17 protein-coding genes and 1 tRNA gene are annotated in these 15,413 nt (G+C 68.8%); 8 read left to right on the forward strand and 10 right to left on the reverse strand.

What is annotated here, in order from left to right; genetic code table 11:
* Positions 1–1,242: an RNA polymerase sigma factor gene (locus tag ACZ6Z4_RS26270; RefSeq protein WP_465569509.1), complete on the reverse strand. Its 1,242-nt coding sequence runs from the start codon at positions 1,240–1,242 to the stop codon at positions 1–3.
* Positions 1,239–1,610: a YciI family protein gene (locus tag ACZ6Z4_RS26275; RefSeq protein WP_465569511.1), complete on the reverse strand. Its 372-nt coding sequence runs from the start codon at positions 1,608–1,610 to the stop codon at positions 1,239–1,241. The genes ACZ6Z4_RS26270 and ACZ6Z4_RS26275 overlap by 4 nt, the downstream gene beginning before the upstream one ends.
* A gap of 152 nt (positions 1,611–1,762) precedes the next feature.
* Between ACZ6Z4_RS26275 and ACZ6Z4_RS26280 the strand changes: the two genes are divergently transcribed.
* Positions 1,763–3,169, forward strand: a complete 1,407-nt coding sequence (locus tag ACZ6Z4_RS26280; protein ID WP_465569513.1) for an MFS transporter — start codon at positions 1,763–1,765, stop codon at positions 3,167–3,169.
* Here ACZ6Z4_RS26280 and ACZ6Z4_RS26285 read toward each other — a convergent pair.
* From ACZ6Z4_RS26285 to ACZ6Z4_RS26295, 3 genes are all read right to left on the reverse strand, one after another.
* Positions 3,120–3,467: a YciI family protein gene (locus ACZ6Z4_RS26285; RefSeq protein WP_465569515.1), complete on the reverse strand. Its 348-nt coding sequence runs from the start codon at positions 3,465–3,467 to the stop codon at positions 3,120–3,122. The two genes, ACZ6Z4_RS26280 and ACZ6Z4_RS26285, sit on opposite strands and share 50 nt — an antisense overlap.
* 76 nt (positions 3,468–3,543) lie before the next feature.
* On the reverse strand, positions 3,544–3,699 hold the full coding sequence (locus ACZ6Z4_RS26290) for a DUF6131 family protein (RefSeq protein WP_344177219.1): 156 nt from the start codon (positions 3,697–3,699) through the stop codon (positions 3,544–3,546).
* Positions 3,700–3,795: 96 nt separating this feature from the next.
* On the reverse strand, positions 3,796–4,569 hold the full coding sequence (locus ACZ6Z4_RS26295) for an enoyl-CoA hydratase/isomerase family protein (protein WP_465569518.1): 774 nt from the start codon (positions 4,567–4,569) through the stop codon (positions 3,796–3,798).
* 224 nt (positions 4,570–4,793) lie between these two features.
* On the opposite strand from ACZ6Z4_RS26295, the gene ACZ6Z4_RS26300 reads away from it, so the two are divergent.
* Entirely contained in the window at positions 4,794–5,702 is a 909-nt protein-coding gene (locus ACZ6Z4_RS26300) for an SH3 domain-containing protein (protein WP_465569520.1), read from the forward strand.
* Between the two features lie 63 nt (positions 5,703–5,765).
* On the opposite strand, the gene ACZ6Z4_RS26305 is transcribed toward ACZ6Z4_RS26300, so the two are convergent.
* The 3 genes from ACZ6Z4_RS26305 to ACZ6Z4_RS26315 all read right to left on the reverse strand — a co-directional run bounded on the left by ACZ6Z4_RS26305 (position 5,766) and on the right by ACZ6Z4_RS26315 (position 8,835).
* On the reverse strand, positions 5,766–7,034 hold the full coding sequence (locus tag ACZ6Z4_RS26305; RefSeq protein WP_465569522.1) for an FAD-binding oxidoreductase: 1,269 nt from the start codon (positions 7,032–7,034) through the stop codon (positions 5,766–5,768).
* Between the two features lie 85 nt (positions 7,035–7,119).
* A complete protein-coding gene (gene sigJ / locus ACZ6Z4_RS26310) occupies positions 7,120–7,986 on the reverse strand; it encodes an RNA polymerase sigma factor SigJ (RefSeq protein ID WP_465569524.1) in 867 nt (288 codons plus the stop codon).
* 45 nt (positions 7,987–8,031) lie between these two features.
* On the reverse strand, positions 8,032–8,835 hold the full coding sequence (locus ACZ6Z4_RS26315; RefSeq protein ID WP_465569526.1) for a helix-turn-helix transcriptional regulator: 804 nt from the start codon (positions 8,833–8,835) through the stop codon (positions 8,032–8,034).
* 100 nt (positions 8,836–8,935) lie between these two features.
* On the opposite strand from ACZ6Z4_RS26315, the gene ACZ6Z4_RS26320 reads away from it, so the two are divergent.
* The 5 genes from ACZ6Z4_RS26320 to ACZ6Z4_RS26340 all read left to right on the forward strand — a co-directional run bounded on the left by ACZ6Z4_RS26320 (position 8,936) and on the right by ACZ6Z4_RS26340 (position 13,210).
* Positions 8,936–9,817 (forward strand): SDR family NAD(P)-dependent oxidoreductase, encoded by an 882-nt coding sequence (locus tag ACZ6Z4_RS26320; protein WP_465569527.1) that lies wholly within the window; start codon positions 8,936–8,938, stop codon positions 9,815–9,817.
* Between the two features lie 138 nt (positions 9,818–9,955).
* Positions 9,956–10,960: an anthranilate phosphoribosyltransferase gene (trpD, locus tag ACZ6Z4_RS26325; protein WP_465569529.1), complete on the forward strand. Its 1,005-nt coding sequence runs from the start codon at positions 9,956–9,958 to the stop codon at positions 10,958–10,960.
* Positions 10,961–10,964: 4 nt separating this feature from the next.
* Positions 10,965–11,870 (forward strand): RNA polymerase subunit sigma-70, encoded by a 906-nt coding sequence (locus tag ACZ6Z4_RS26330; RefSeq protein WP_465569531.1) that lies wholly within the window; start codon positions 10,965–10,967, stop codon positions 11,868–11,870.
* Between the two features lie 55 nt (positions 11,871–11,925).
* The gene (locus ACZ6Z4_RS26335; protein ID WP_465569533.1) at positions 11,926–12,672 is read left to right on the forward strand and encodes a nuclear transport factor 2 family protein; all 747 of its coding nucleotides are present in this window, start codon (positions 11,926–11,928) and stop codon (positions 12,670–12,672) included.
* 103 nt (positions 12,673–12,775) lie between these two features.
* Complete coding sequence (locus ACZ6Z4_RS26340; protein ID WP_465569534.1) at positions 12,776–13,210, forward strand: hypothetical protein; 435 nt, start codon at positions 12,776–12,778, stop codon at positions 13,208–13,210.
* A gap of 191 nt (positions 13,211–13,401) precedes the next feature.
* On the opposite strand, the gene ACZ6Z4_RS26345 is transcribed toward ACZ6Z4_RS26340, so the two are convergent.
* The gene (locus tag ACZ6Z4_RS26345; protein ID WP_465569536.1) at positions 13,402–14,595 is read right to left on the reverse strand and encodes a hypothetical protein; all 1,194 of its coding nucleotides are present in this window, start codon (positions 14,593–14,595) and stop codon (positions 13,402–13,404) included.
* A 343-nt stretch (positions 14,596–14,938) separates the two neighbouring features.
* On the opposite strand from ACZ6Z4_RS26345, the gene ACZ6Z4_RS26350 reads away from it, so the two are divergent.
* Positions 14,939–15,157, forward strand: a complete 219-nt coding sequence (locus ACZ6Z4_RS26350; protein ID WP_465569538.1) for a hypothetical protein — start codon at positions 14,939–14,941, stop codon at positions 15,155–15,157.
* Between the two features lie 55 nt (positions 15,158–15,212).
* Here ACZ6Z4_RS26350 and ACZ6Z4_RS26355 read toward each other — a convergent pair.
* Positions 15,213–15,301, reverse strand: a tRNA-Ser gene (locus tag ACZ6Z4_RS26355).
* Positions 15,302–15,413: the final 112 nt, after the last annotated feature.

A 15,413-nucleotide genomic window follows, 5' to 3' on the forward strand; every position in this document is an offset into this window, starting at 1 on the left:
TCAGCAGGAAGTGAGCCGTTCGGCGCGGGACTGCAAGTAGTTCCGCTCCGGAACCGAGGTCGTCCGGCGAGCTGCCAGCAGGTAGCTCGCCCGGGCACCCTCCAGCTCCCCCGACATCTCCAGCAGGTGCGCCCGCACCGCCTCCAAGCGGTGGTGGTCCTTCATGCGGCCGTCCGACTCCAGTGGCTCGAGCAGCGCCAGCCCCTCCTTCGGCCCGACCGCCATGGCCACTGCCACAGCGTGGTTGAGCCGCACCATCGGGTTGTCCGAGATCTGCTCCAGCACCTGGTACAGCGCGACGATCTGCCGCCAGTCGGTGTCCTCAGCACGCTCAGCAGTCCCGTGTACGGCGGCAATCGCCGCCTGCACCTGGTACGGCCCCAGCTGCGTCCGGGCCAGCGCGTCGGAGACCAACTGCTCCCCCTCGACGATGGCCGGCTTGCTCCACTTCGACCGGTCCTGCTCCTCCAGCGGGACCAGCGAGCCGTCAGCCGCCGTACGGGCAGGCCGGCGGGCGTCGGTGAGCAGCATGAGCGCCAGCAGCCCGGCCACCTCGCCATCGTCCGGCAGCAACCGGCGTACGCCGCGCACCAGCCGGATCGCCTCGGTGGTCAGCTCGGCGCTGTGCAGGTCGTCGCCGGACGACGCGGTGTAGCCCTCGTTGAAGATCAGGTAGAGCACGTGCAGCACGGCGCCCATCCGCGCATCCCGCTCGGCCTCCGGCGGCATCTCGAACGACGAGCCGGCCTGCTTGATGCTCCGCTTGGCGCGGCTGATCCGCTGCGCCATTGTTGCCTCAGGCACCAAAAACCCGGCCGCGATCTGCGCGGTGGTGAGACCGCCGACAGCGCGCAGCGTGAGCGCGATCTGCGACGCGGGCGAGAGCGACGGGTGACAGCACAGGAAGAGCAGCGTGAGCGTGTCGTCGCGGCCGCCCGGGTCGTCGATCTCCGGGCTCGGGGCAACGAACTCCTCCGGCGCGGCCATCGAAGCGGCGTTCTCCTCGCGCCGACGCCGCGCCGATTCGCTGCGCAGCAGGTCGGTCAACCGGCGCGAGCCGACACGGATCAGCCAGCCACGCGGGTTGTCCGGCACACCTTCGCTGGGCCACTGCTGGGAGGCAGCGAGCAGCGCCTCCTGCACAGCCTCCTCAGCCAGGTCGAAGTGCCCGTAGTGCCGCACCAGCGCACTCAGGACCTGCGGCGCCTGCTCCCGCAGCAGCAGCTCGAAGTCGCTGTTCACATCTCCAGCCCTGACGCGTCCATCACCGGCCGGACCTCCACCGCCACGTACTTCGCGTCCGGCATCCGCGCCGCGTAGTCGATCGCCTGGTCGATGTCCTCGCACTCCACCAGGTAGAAGCCGGCCAGGTGCTCCTTCGCCTCGGCGTACGGGCCGTCGGTGAGGTTGCGGGTGTTGTCGGCACCCACCGAGACCGTCCGGGTGGTGATGGGGTCGGCCAGCCCGGCGGCGCTGACCAGCAGGCCCTGCTCGGTCAGCTCCTGCGTCAGCTGCGCGTGCGACCGCGACAGGTCCTCCCGCTGCTCGGCGGACAGGCCCGCCCAGCTCTCCGGGTTGGAGTAGATCAGCAGCATGTACTTCACGGTCACCATCCTGACGGTCGACGAGGTCCCTGTAACCCCTCTCACCCGGTACGTCGTAACCGAGCGCACCGATTCGACAGCCCTGCGGATGTCGAAGCGAGACCGCCCAGCCCCGACGTCCCCGGTGCAAGCCCCACCCCGTCGTACTGGAGGACCCCATGCCGGACCCGAAACGCTGGCTCGCGCTGGCCCTGCTCTGCCTGACCGGCTTCATGATCATCCTGGACGCCTCGATCGTGCTGGTCGCCGTGCCGTCGATCGAGCGGGAGCTGACGTTCTCGTCCGGCGGCGTCCAGTGGGTCCCCAGCGGCTACGCGCTGATGTTCGGCGGCCTGCTGCTGCTCGGCGGGCGCGTCTCCGACCTGCTGGGCCGCCGGCGGGTACTGATCGTCGGCCTGGCCGTCTTCGCCGGCTCCTCCCTGCTCTGCGGCTTCGCCTGGACAGGTGACGCGCTGGTCCTGGCCCGCGGGCTGCAGGGCGTCGCTGCCGCCGTACTGGCTCCCAGTGCGTTGTCCATCGTGATGACCACGTTCCCGGATGGTCCGGAGCGCAACAAGGCGCTGGGCATCTGGGGAGCGACCAGCGGCGTAGGCGGGACGGCCGGCTCGCTCATCGGCGGCCCGGTGACGGACGGACTCGGCTGGCAGTGGATCTTCTTCATCAACGTGCCGGTCTGCCTGCTGGTGATCGCACTGGCACCAGTGCTGCTGCAGGACAGCCGTGGCCCCGGCAAGCGCGGCTTCGACGTCACCGGAGCGGTCACCGTGACCGCTGCGCTGATCGTGCTCGTGTACGCCGTGATCGAGGCGCCTGAGTCCTCCGCCACCAGCACCACCCTGCTGGCGCTCGTTTCGGTCGCCCTGTTCGCGCTGTTCGTACTGGTGGAGAAGCGGTCGGCCGCACCGCTCGTACCGCTGCGGCTGTTCCGCTCGCGCGCACTGGTCGGCGGCAACCTGATCACCATCGCCTTCGGGCTCGGCGCGTTCGGGCTGAACTACGTCTACACCCAGTACGCCCAGCTCGCGCTGGGCGTCTCCGCCATCCGGTACGGGCTCATGTCCTCGGTACTGGCCGCTGCAGCCGTCTGCGGCTCGATGGTCGGGCAGAACCTGGTCACGAAGGTGGGAGCTCGCCCGGTCGCCGCTGTATCGCTGCTGCTGACCGGTGTCGGCGCTACGGCGATGAGCAGGCTGACCGTGGAGTCCGGCTACTTCGAGCTGGCCTTCTGGGGTCTCACCATCTTCGGTGCGGGCCTGGGCGCCGGTACGGTCGCCGGCTCGATCTCCGCACTCAGCACCGTGTCCGGCGAGGACGCAGGAGTCGCGTCAGGCCTGCAGAACGCCAGCTTCCAGATCGGCGGCGCGGTTGGCATCGCCGTACTGTCTGCTGTCGCTACGGCGCACAGCAGCGGTTCCACACCGGCTGCACTCACCGCTGGTTACCGGGTGGCCTTCGCTGCCTGCTGGGCCTTCGTAGCGGTCGGACTGGTCGGCGCGAGTCTGCTGATCACCCGCGCTACGGAGCCGACAGCAGCGTCTCCCGCAGCTCAACCCGGTCACCGATGATCGCGGCGACCTGGCCGGCGATCTCCTGCGCCCGCTCGTCGGTCGCGTCGATCATGAAGAAGCCGGCGATCTGCTCCTTCGCCTCGCCGTACGGGCCGTCGGTGACCACGCGGACACCGTCGCGGATCTGCACGGTCTTGCCGGAGCTGGGGAAGTCCAGCCCTTCGCTGCTGACCAGCTCGCCGGACGCGGTCAGTGCCAGCTTCAGCTCGGTCAGGGACCGGATCTCCGCGACGTCGTCGGTCGAGCCGGTCCAGCTGCTGTCGGTGTCGCCGAAGATGAGCACGAGGTACTTCATCCTCGGGATGCTAACGAACGGACGGGACCCCGCAAGCCCGAAGGCCTGCGGGGTCCCGTCACTTCAGCTCCGCAACTCAGAACCAGTGTCGTCGTCCCCCGACAGCGCGACCGGTCGAGCCGAGAATGAACAGCACCGCTCCGACCACGAGCAGGATGATGCCGATGGTCCACAGGATCGAGACCTTCAGCAGGAATCCCAGCAGAAGCAGGATCAGTCCCAGGATGAGCATTGGTTCTCCTTAGTCTTGGCGCCGCCCAGGCGGGGGTGGCGGCTCGACTCAGGTGCCCCAACGGGCCACGTGGTCAAACGTCCAACGATCGTTTGATCAGTTCCAGCCGAAGTGCGGGGTCCGCTTCTCGGTGAACGCCCGCACACCCTCGGTCAGCTCACCGCTCGAGATCGTCTCCTGGTACCGCTTGTCCGCCGCCGGGTCGGCGTCCTCACCGGCCAGCAGCGAGGTCACCGTCTCCTTGGCCGAGCGGATCGTCAGCTGCGACCGCGCGACCAGTTTGGCCGCGAACGCGTCCACGTCGACGTCCAGGTCGTCGGCGGCCACGACGCGGTCGACCAGGCCCTTCAGCTCGGCCTGGCCCGCGGAGAGCAGTTCGCCGCTGAACAGCAGGTACTTCGTGGTCGCCGGTCCGACCAGGTCGAGCAGCACCTTGACCGCGGCCGGCGGGTAGACCACGCCGATCCGGGCCGGGGTGACCCCGAACGTGCTGCCGTGCGCCGCGAACCGGAAGTCGCAGTTGACCGCGATCTCCAGCCCGCCGCCGATGCAGTGCCCGCGGATCACCGCGAGCGTCGGCTTCGGGAACTCCCGCAGCGCCCGCTGGGCGCGCAGGTTCGCCGCGCGGATCTCGGCCATCGGGTCGGCCGGGTCGGCGCCCGAGACCAGCTCGGAGATGTCCGCGCCGGCGGAGAACGTCGGTCCGGCGCCGGAGACGACGAGCACCTTGACCGCCGGGTCCACCGCGAGCGGCTCGAGCAGGCCGGGCAGCGCCTCCCACATGTCCCGGGTCAGGGCGTTGCGCTTGTCGACCCGGTCGATCACCAGCCGGGACACCTCACCGGTCACGATCCTGAAGCCCTGATCCATGTCCGCAGTCAAACAGACCGTACGGCGGACCGCCGCCTGCCAGATCACACTCCGGTAGTCGTGCGACACGTACGTAATACGTTAAAACTCGCCGGGAGTTGGGAGACCGAGTGGTTTCTGTGCTTGACTCCTCCGGTCGATAACGTTTTGGTCTCGGCAGATTGGGAATTCCAGTGGCTGAAGGACGGCATAGACAGGCGCGGCACCGTCAACCGCGCCCCAAGGTGATCCGCACCGGCATCGTGAAAGTCGCGGTCCCCGGAGCGGCGGTGGCGCTGCTGGCCACCGGGTCGGCAGTCGCTTTTCCCGACCAGGCCCCGACGACGGACACCCCGCTCGCAAGCTCTCCCCTGCAGCTTGCGCGTGAGACCCAGACCAGCCGGGACGCGTACCGCCCCTCGCTCGACCTGAAGCCGAGCACCCCGCCGTCGGCGAAGCCCAAGACGCCGCCGCCGGCCAAGCACCTGAAGAAGCAGGCGCCGATCCCGACCACGTCGGTGAAGACCCGCGCCGCCGAGACCGTCAAGGCGCTGAAGATCACCGGCAGCAAGTACACGACCACGGACCTGAACGTCTGGACCGCGCCCGAGCAGAAGGGCACCCTGCTGACCGTCCTGTCCAAGGGCAGCAAGGTCTCGGTCACCGGCGAGGTCCAGGGCATCTGGGCCCAGATCGTCCGCGACGGCGTCTCCCGCTGGGTCAAGGCCGAGTACCTGGCCGCGACCAAGCCGGTCGAGGAGGTCGCCGGCGGCGTCTCGTCCAAGGCCTGCAAGTCCGGCTCCGGCGTCGAGGACGGCCTGTCGGCCGACGCGATCCGGGTGCACCGCGCGGTCTGCGCGCTGTTCCCGTCGGTCTCGTCGTACGGCGGCGTCCGCTCCGGCGACGGCGGCGAGCACGGCACCGGCCGGGCGCTCGACATCATGGTGTCGGGCTCGACCGGTGACGAGATCGCGGCGTACGTGCGGTCGCACTACAAGGAGCTCGGCGTCTCCGAGGTCATCTGGGAGCAGCGGATCTGGACCGTGCAGCGCAGCAGCGAAGGCTGGCGCGGCATGGAGGACCGCGGCGGCGCGACCGCCAACCACTACGACCACGTCCACGTCACCGTGTACGGCAACGAGGGCACCATCTAGCTCGGGGCATCTGCCGCCCTGCCGAAAGGGCCCGGACTTCTTGTCCGGGCCCTTTCGACGTGCTCAGGGCAAGATGTTGTGGTTCAGGTGGAACAGGTTCTCCGGGTCGTAGCGGCGCTTGATCGCGCGCAGCCGGGTCAGATCAGCCTCCGCGTACGCCGTCGCGGCGCGCGCCGGGTCGGCGAGGAAGTTCACGAACGTGCGCCCGGTCGGCCGCAGCACGTCGGCGAGCTCGGGGACCTCCTGATCGATGATCAGCGAGTACGGCGCCGCCCGGTGCGCGACCGGGCCCGCACCGGGGCCGGGGTTGGCCATCGCGCCGGCCCAGTGGCGGATCTCGACGGTCGGGCCGTCGAGCGCGACCAGCGCGTCGAGCAGGTCGTCGGGGAGCTCGTCGACCAGGTCGAGGTAGCGGGCCGGGGTGCCGCCCATCGCGGTGTCGGCGAAGGCGGTGGTGCGCAGCTCGCCGTCGAGGAGCGGGCCGGCCACGGCGTACAGGGGCTTGAGCAGGTGCTCGGCGAGGGCGGCGTCTCCGGCGTACAGGACCTTGAGGCCGAGCATGCGGCGGTCGTTCTTCGTGGTGAGGACGATCGCGGTGCTCAGCTCGTTCGGGATCGTGGTGGTCCAATCGCGGTACGCCTTCAGGGTCGCGGCGTCGGCGGCGAACCAGAGGATGCCGGCGTGCACCTCGCGGACCGGGTAGAGGCGGAACTCGAGCGACGTGACGATGCCGAAGTTGCCGGTGCCGCCGCGGATCGCCCAGAACAGGTCCGGATGCTCGTCCGCGGTCGCGGTGACGACGCGGCCGTCGGCGGTGACCACCTCGGCGCGGATCACGCTGTCGGCGGCGTACCCGAACTTGCGGGCCAGCCAGCCGACACCGCCGCCGAGCGTGTAGCCGGTGACGCCGACGTCGCGGGACGACCCGGCGAGCCCGACCAGGCCGAACTCCTTGGCCGCGTCGAGGACCGCGCCCCAGCGGACGCCCGGGCCGACCTTCGCGACGCGGCGCTCGGGGTCGATCAGCAGCCACGTCATCGCGGTGGTCTTGAGCAGGATCCCGCCGTCGGCCGGCACGCGGGTGCCGTGGCCGGTGGCCTGGACGGCGATCGGTACGCCGTACTGCCGCGCCGTCCGGACCGCCGCCTGGACGTCGCTGCGAGCTGACGCCTCGGCGACCACGAGGGGGCGCGAGTCGAACGTCGGCACGATCGCGCGCCGCTGCTCGTCGTACTGGGCGTCACCCGGCTGGTGGATCGCTCCGCTGAACCCGTTTCCCAGCAGACCCGCCACGACATCCGCGCCGACCGTCTGGAGCACCTGCACGCTCATCCCGCTCTCCGTTCTCCCTGGTTTCACAGGTAAGTCGAGCGACGGAGCGCGGAATCGACACGAGCAGCAGATTTATCTCGGCAGTTTATTTCGGCAGCGCCCGGAGCCGGTCGGTGTCGGCCAGGATGTTGATCTCGACGATCCGCCCGTCGCGGACCTCGACGGCCATCACGCCGAACAGCTCGCCGTTCAGCACCGTGATCACGCCCGGTACGCCGTTCACGGTCGCGACCTCGGTGTGCGGCGCCATCCGCGCGAACAGCAGCGCCTGCTCGACGACCGCCTTCGCGCCCTGGACGAAGCGGGAGCTCGCCAGCGCGTCCGCGGGCACCCGGCCGGCGTCGGCCCGCAGGACGACGTTCGGATCGAGTACGGCGAGCAACGCCTCGAAGTCACCGGTCCGGGACGCGACGAGGAACGCGTCGATCGCCTCGCGCTGCTGCCTGACGTCCCCGTCGCCGGTGGGCGCTCCCTGGACGCGGCGGCGCGCACGGCTCGCCAGCTGCCGGGTGGCCGCTGAGGTCTTGTCGAGGATCAGCGCGATCTCGTCGAAGCTCACCGCGAACAGGTCGTGCAGCACGAACGCGACCCGTTCCTGGGGAGACAGCGCCTCCAGCACAACCAGCATGGCCAGCCCGACCGCGTCGGCCTGCAGCACCTCCTCCTCCGGGTCCAGCCGGCTCACCACCGGGTCCGGCACGTAGGTGTCGAACGGATCCTCCCGCCGGGACTTGCGGGACCGCAGCAGGTCCAGGCAGACCCGGGAGACGACAGTGGTCAGCCAACCGGTCAGGTTGGCCACCTCACTCACGTCCGACCGGCTCAACCGCAGCCAGGCCTCCTGGACGGCGTCCTCCGCCTCACTGATCGAGCCGAGCATCCGGTAGGCCACCGCCCGCAGATGGCCACGGTCCTGCTCGAACTGGCGCGCTAGGTCGTCCTGGAGATCCACCCGGCCATTCTCGCGCCGCAGCGTGCCACTGAGCGGGGTCTGCGTCTACAGGTGAGCCAGGAGCTCCAGCTTCTCGTGGGACGGGGTGCCGGGGGTGGCGTGGTAGGTGATCAGCATCTGACCCTCTGTGCCCGGTAGCGCGAGCTTCTCGTACTGCAGGTCGAGCTCGCCGACCTGTGGGTGGTTCAGCTCGGTCAGGCCGCTTGTCTTGCGTCGTACGTCCTGGCGGGCCCAGAGCGTCCGGAAGCGGTCGCTGTGGACGCTCAGCTCGCCGATGAGCTCCAGGAGGCGCGGGTCGTCGAGCGAGTCGGCGATGACCGAGCGCAGATAGGCGACGGCCTTGGCGGTCATCCCCTCCCAGTCGCGGTAGAGCTCGCGCATCTCCGGTTCCAGAAACGCGGCGCGGAGGGTGTTGACTCCCGGCGCGAAGTAGGGGCTGATGGCAACGGCCAGTGGATTGGCGGCGAGGGTTGTCAGATACCTGCCTTGCACCAGCGCGGCTGTGGTCGGCCAGCTGTCGATCAGGCTCAGCACACCCGCGCTGACCTTCTCCGGCTTGGCTGTACGACGGCGGGCAGGTTTGGCCGGTTCAGCCAGGTTCTTCAAGTAGGACTCGGCATCTGGTTCCAGCTGCAGCGCCCTGGCCAGCGAGCCGATCACCTGGTCCGACGGGTGCTGGTCGCGCCCCTGCTCCAGCCGCAGGTAGTACTCGACGCTGATGCCTGCCAGCAGAGCGACCTCCTCGCGGCGGAGGCCCGGCACTCGCCTGCGGCTGCCACCGGGCAGTCCGACGTCCTCCGGCTGCAACCGCTCGCGGCGTACCTTCAGGTACTCGCCGAGATTGCTCATGGCACCAGAGTAGGCCGCGGCGCTCGCCTCATCCTGTCCCTGCGGATACCAGTGTCGGCAGGGCCTTCTGCGGTCGCGGCGGGCGGCAGACGCTCGGAGCATGAACAGTTTTGGATTCACCACGACCGCCGACGAGGTCCTGGCCGGTGTCGACCTCACCGGGCGGCGCGCGCTGGTCACCGGAGCTACGTCAGGCGTTGGAGTCGAGACCGCCCGGGCGCTGGCGGCTCATGGCGCTTCGGTGGTGCTCGGCGTACGGAACGTCGCTGCTGGGGAGCGGGTTGCTGCTGGCTTGCCCGGTGACGTCTCGGTCGGCCGGCTCGACCTGTCTTCGCTGGAGTCGGTCCGGTCGTTCGCCTGGGACGGGCCGTTGGACATCCTGGTCAACAACGCGGGCATCATGGCGACGCCGGAGCTCACCCGGACCGCTGAGGGGCACGAGCTGCAGTTCGCTGTGAACTACCTCGGGCACTTCGCGTTGGTCCTTGGCCTGCACAGCGCGCTGGCTTCCTCCGGCCACGCCCGGATCGTCTCGCTCAGCTCCAACGCGCATGTCTTCGCACCGTTCAGCTTCGACGACTACGACTACCTGTTCCGGCCGTACCAGCCGATCGGTGCGTACGGCGAGTCGAAGACGGCCAACGTGCTGCTGGCGGTAGAGGCAGACCGACGCTGGGCAGCGGACGGAATCCGGGCGAACGCCGTACACCCCGGTGCGATCGCCACTGGTCTGCAGCAGCACACCGGTGGGCTGCAGACCCCTGTGGAGCGCCGCAAGACGGTGCAGCAGGGTGCAGCGACCTCTGTGTTCGCTGCTGTGGTCGACGGGCTCGGTGGGCGGTACCTGGAGGACTGCGGCGAGGCGCCACTGCTCGCTGAGCGCCCACCGCTCTTCGGAGGCGGTGTAGCTCCGTTCGCACTCGACCCGGCGAACGCTGCCCGGCTGTGGGAGCTGGGCGAGCAGCTGGTTGCTACAGTCTGAGCATGTCCGCGCGCCTGAGCAGCTGGTGGCCCGTCTCCTAGACGGCCCCTACTGCTGCGCGCTCACCGGCCGTCTCGATCGAGGCGGCCGTTGGTGTATCTCCTCGTCGGGGCGACCCCGCACCCACCGAGGAACCCCATGGCACTCACCGCTCGACGCACTTGGTCCGGCCTGATCACGGACCTTCTCACCGGCCACGACCTGACGCCGGACGACGCCGCCTGGGCGATGGAGGGTGTGGTGGCCGGCTCGGCGACCTCTGCTCAGGTGGCCGGGTTCCTGGTCGCGCTGCGCGCCAAGGGCGAGACACCTGCGGAGATCGCTGGGTTCGCGTCAGTACTGCGGGCTGCTGCTGTGCCTGTCCGGCTGGCTGGGCCGCTGGTCGACATCGTGGGGACCGGTGGCGACAGGACGGGTGCGGTGAACATCTCCACGATGGCGTCGCTCGTGGTCGCCGCTACCGGCACGACGGTGGTCAAGCATGGTGGCCGGGCGGCGTCGTCGGCTGTTGGCGGCTCGGCTGACCTGGTGGAGGCACTGGGCGTGCCGCTCGACCTGTCGCCTGTTGAGTCCGTGAGGCGCGCTGGGATTGCCTTCCTGCATGCACCGGTCTACAACCCGGCGTTGCTGCACGTCGGTGCCGTACGGCGTGAGCTGGCCGTTCCGACCGCGTTCAACGTGCTCGGACCGCTCATCAACCCGGCGGACCCGCGGTACGGGCTCATCGGCGTCGCTGACGAGCGGATGCTACCGGTGGTCGCGTCGGTGCTCGCATCGCGCGACTGCTCGGTGCTGGTCGTGCGCGGCTCGGACGGGCTCGACAAGCTGACCACTACCGGGCCGTCGCGGGTGCTGGTCGTGCGGGACGGTGCGGTGACGTCCACTGTGTTCGATCCGCGGTCGGTGGGGCTCGCTCCTTGCCGGGCTTCGGACCTGCGTGCCGCCGACCCGGTTGCCGTCGTACGGCGGTTGCTCGCCGGCGAGCGTGGCGCCGTACGGGACGTCGTACTGCTGAACGCGGCGGCTGCGCTGAGCACGCTGCCTGGGCGGCCGTCGTTGGAGGGGTGTCTGGAGGAGTGTGCCGCGGCGATCGACTCCGGAGCCGCAGCGGCGACGCTGGACCGCTGGGTCGGCTTAGCCTGACCAGGTGGATGAGGAAGCGTTCGGACAGCTCGTCGGCCCGCTGCGCGGCGAGCTGCACGCCCACTGCTACCGCATGCTCGGCTCGGACCACGACGCCGAGGACGCGGTGCAGGAGACGTTGCTGCGCGCCTGGAACGCTGTGGACCGCTTCGAGGAGCGCGGCGGCGTACGGCCGTGGCTCTACAAGATCGCTACCAACAGGTGCCTGACGCTGATCGAGCGGCGAGGGAGGCAGGCTCTGCCGGTTGGGGATGCTGTGTCGGAGGCGTTGCCGGAGTACCGGATGGACTGGACCGCGTCGCTGGACCCGTCGGAACGTGTGGTGGCGCTGGAGAGCGTGGAGCTGGCGTTCGTGGCGTCGCTACAGCGGCTGTCGCCGTTGCAGCGGGCAGTGCTGCTGCTGCGCGACGTACTGGCGTTTGCTGCTCGGGAGGTGGCCGAGCTGCTCGACACCACTGTCGCAGCGGTCAACAGCGCGCTGCAGCGGGCGCGTCAGGTCGTTGGCAACGAGGCGACGCAACAGGAGGTGCTGGCGACGCTCGGTGAGGACGGGCAGCGAGAGGTGGCGCGGCGCTACATGGCGGCGTGGGAGGCGCGCGACGTGGACGCGATCGTGGCGATGCTGACCGACGACGCGAAGTACTCGATGCCGCCGCTGCCGGAGCTCTTCGCCGGGCGGGACGGGATCCGCGGGTTCCTGCTGGACGGGCCGCTGCACGACGAGTGGCGGTTCGTGCCGGCGCGGGCGAACGGGCAGCTGGCGTTCGCGACGTACCGGTGGGTGGACGGGCGGTTCGAGCCGTGCGGGCTGGACGTGGTGACGCTGCGGGGGTCGGAGATCGCGTCGGTGGTGTCGTTCCTGGAGGCCGACTTCGCGGCGTACGGGCTGCCTGCGGAGCTTTCGCGATGAGTTTCGTCGCGGCGCGGGGTTGTAGTGGTGACAACCGTTGGCGAGAGGACTTGCTGTGGACGAGATCCGTGAACTGATCGAGCGCTGGGTCGTGGCGGTGCACACCGGCGACCTGAGAACCGTGCTGGCCGACCACTCCGACGACATCGTGATGTTCGACGTGCCGCCGCCGTACGACGGGGTGCGCGGCTTGGCGGCGTACGAGCAGACCTGGCCCGGCTTCTTCGAGTGGCAGGCCTCGGGCGCGTCGTTCGAGCTGGTGTCGCTGGATGTGACGGAAGGCGCCGACGTCGCGTTCGCCGTCGCGCTGCTCAAGTGCGGCATGCCCGACGAAACCGCCTCGCGACGCCTGCGCCTCACCATCGGACTGCGCAAACTCGACGGCCGCTGGACGGTCACGCACGAGCACCACTCCTTCCCCCACGACGAGATCCCACCGCAGGCCGGCGCGGCCGCCGTCCGCTCCGTCCTCGACGACTGGACCACCCAGACCGCCGCCCGCGACCTCGACGGCCTGATGGAGGCGATCGCGCCTGATGTCGTCTCGTACGAACACGCCGGCCCGCTCGAGTACGTCGGCCGCGACGCCGTCCGCGAGGTCTGCGCGGCTGGGCTGGAGACCCCGGCCTCGTTCACCACACCCGACCACACGATCGTTGCCCGCGACGACCTGGCCGTTGCCTGGGGCATCGACCACATCGCCTCCGAGGGTGTCGAGACCCGCTCGCGGGCGACGCGGATCTTCAAGCACACGCCGGAGGGTTGGAAGATGATCCACCAGCACTTGTCGTTCCCTCAGTGAGCCCGGTACGGGCGGAGTACGGGCAGCAAGGTGACAGCGGCTGCTCGTAACGTCCCCGACGTTCAGCTCCGGAGTCCCCGGGCTGCCTGTCGAGAGGTGCGAAGTGAAGAAGCTGACCCGTACTGCCCTGGTGGCTCTGTCGTTCGTCCTGGCCACGTCGGCCGGACTCATCGCCAGCACCCCGCAGAGCGAAGCGGTGACCTACCTGGTCCAGGGCACCAACTACCGCTTCCGGGACAGCGTCTCCGCCCTCCGCACCTTCACCGGCAACGGCGGCGTGATCAAGGTGTCCTACAACGCCTCCTGCGACTACGGCGTCTCCGCCGGCGGCTACTGGGACGTCCGCCTCCAGAAGCAGACCACTGGCGGCAGCTGGGGCGACGTCGACCAGACCGCCGACGTCGCCTGCACAACGTTCAAAACCGTCGGCACCCTGTCCTTCGGCTCCGTCCCCCGAGGCACCTACCGCCTCCGGTTCAACAAGGTCAGCAAGAGCGGCACGGTGACCATCCACTCCTTCGGCGCCTACCGAGGCTGAGGCTGCCGTCCCGAATCAATGACTTGCTGGAGGTCGGGATGGCGGGGCAAAAGACGGGGCTGCATCTCCGCAGGAGACACAGCCCAATTCGATCGGTGCAGCGATCAGTTCTCGCTGCTTCCCCCATTGCCCCCGTTACCGCCACCGCCGGTCATGCTCAACTCCCTCTGTAGAAATAGGTGTGGCGCACATTAGCGCTTCCAGAAGAGCGACACGCCGTAGTTGTCGCGCGGCTGGCAAATTTCTGGGAAAGTATGCTCGACTTGACCGTCCTCGATGGTGAGATACTGCGGACTCCCTTCAGGCGGCTTGACGCGACGACCGTTCTCGGTCTCCTCGACATACCACCAGCACGCCTCAGGCTCTTCATCGAACCTGATTCGAATCGTCAGTCCACTCACCGGCAAAAGGCCATGCAGTCGACGCCCCGGAGCGATCCCGTAGTGGTCGATTTCCACGTTGACCCACTCACGTTCCTCGCTGGGATTCTTGCTGATCGTCTCCGAGGAGAACGCATGCTTCTCGCCGTACCTGAGGACGCGTGGGAACACCAGCCGAGTCAGCACCGGCGAGGCCCCCGACTCCACGACGGTGCAGCCCCAGAGCGCCCGCACCGGCAGCCGTTCCGACTTCCTGACATCACCTATCAGGGCCTTGGCCGTGTACCCGTCGACACGTTCCGCCCGGGCCTCGACCAAACGCTCCGTGATGCGGCGGTAGACGGTACGACGGCGCATGAACACCGTTGTGACGAAGAGTTCCAGGAAGACCGGCTGGGCGCTCTGGTGTGGCGTCCGATATCCCGAGACGGGATCTGTGATGTCGGGCTCGGTGGTCTGACCGCCGCCTGCCGCCTCGGACTCGATCCGTTCCGCGGTGTCGATGCAACGTAGCCATTGATCGCCGTCACGTGCGAAACTCTCGAGCTTCTCCTGGAGATTCGGCACCAGGCGGGTCACCAGCCCTGCCTTCCACGCTCGGTGCATAGGCGTACAGGTGTCCGGCGGTCGATCACCGAACACCGCCCTGGCGGCCTTCAACTGCTCGAACCTCGCGCCGAGCGTCGCCTTCCACGGACCCACGATCTCTGCTCTGCACTGCATCCGGAACGCAGCTCGCAAAGTGTTCCTTCGCCGCGAGTCCTCCGATGACCCGATCCGGCCGACTTCGTCGATCAGCAGCCCCCAGATCGCCAACGATCGCCGGCGCGGAGTCGGATCAGGCAACGAGCTGGTCGGATCGACCAGCAGGCCGAGCGCGGCGGCTGACTCACCAGTGGGATCCACAAGCGCGTGCTCGAGATGTTCGAGCGGCCGCGCATGCCGCGTCGCCAACCAGCGGAGCGCATCCTCCAGTGAAATTGCCGGATCCTGTTTGCGCCTCACGCCTCACCCCTCGTGATGCCACAGACAACGCAAGGCCACAGCCGACCACACCTGACTACCGGTGACAAGAGAAAGTCAGCGCCGCGACTATTCCGTGACAACAGAATAAAATCTACGGCGAATCGAAGCCATAGGTGGATGTTTTACGGTTGAAACGGACACGAACATCCTCGTGACCGCACCGCTCGTCTTCAGCGCATCCGAGTGGTCGCAGGAAACTCGACAGAGGCGGCGAATGTCCGGCGGATCGCCGGCTCCTCGCCTTGCGACGACGGTCAATCTGATCTCCGCCCCGACAGCGTACCGACGTTCATCCACCCTGGCTCCGGTGAGGCTCTAGGACATGAACGGAACAGCCATGAGCAAAGAAGTTGGAATTTCACGGTCGGCCGGCAACCCGCAAGACCCAGGCGGCAAGAACTCACTCGGCGGCCTGATCGCCACGGTCCTGAGCGCCGTCAGTTCGCTCTACCTAGCCACCAATTCCATCCTCGTCACTATGATCGGCGCCGCCGTGGCTCTGATCGCCGCCGCGCTCTACCTCGCCTTGGGACGGAGGTAGCCACCTACGACCCTCCTCGGGTCACGCGGGGCACGCAGACGGTCTGTCGAGTGGGCGGAGGGCGTGGGATTCGAACCCACGATGACGGTCACCCGCCATACCGGTTTTCAAGACCAGCGCACTCGGCCACTATGCGAGCCCTCCAGGCGGGGCTCGTGGTGCGGAGTCCTGCCGAGGGTCGAGGATAGCGGGTTGGGGACGGGATAAAGGCGTGGAGGGGTGCGGGGTGGGTTGTTAGGCTCGGCGGCCGAGAACG

The organism is Kribbella sp. NPDC104740, from assembly GCF_055583505.1.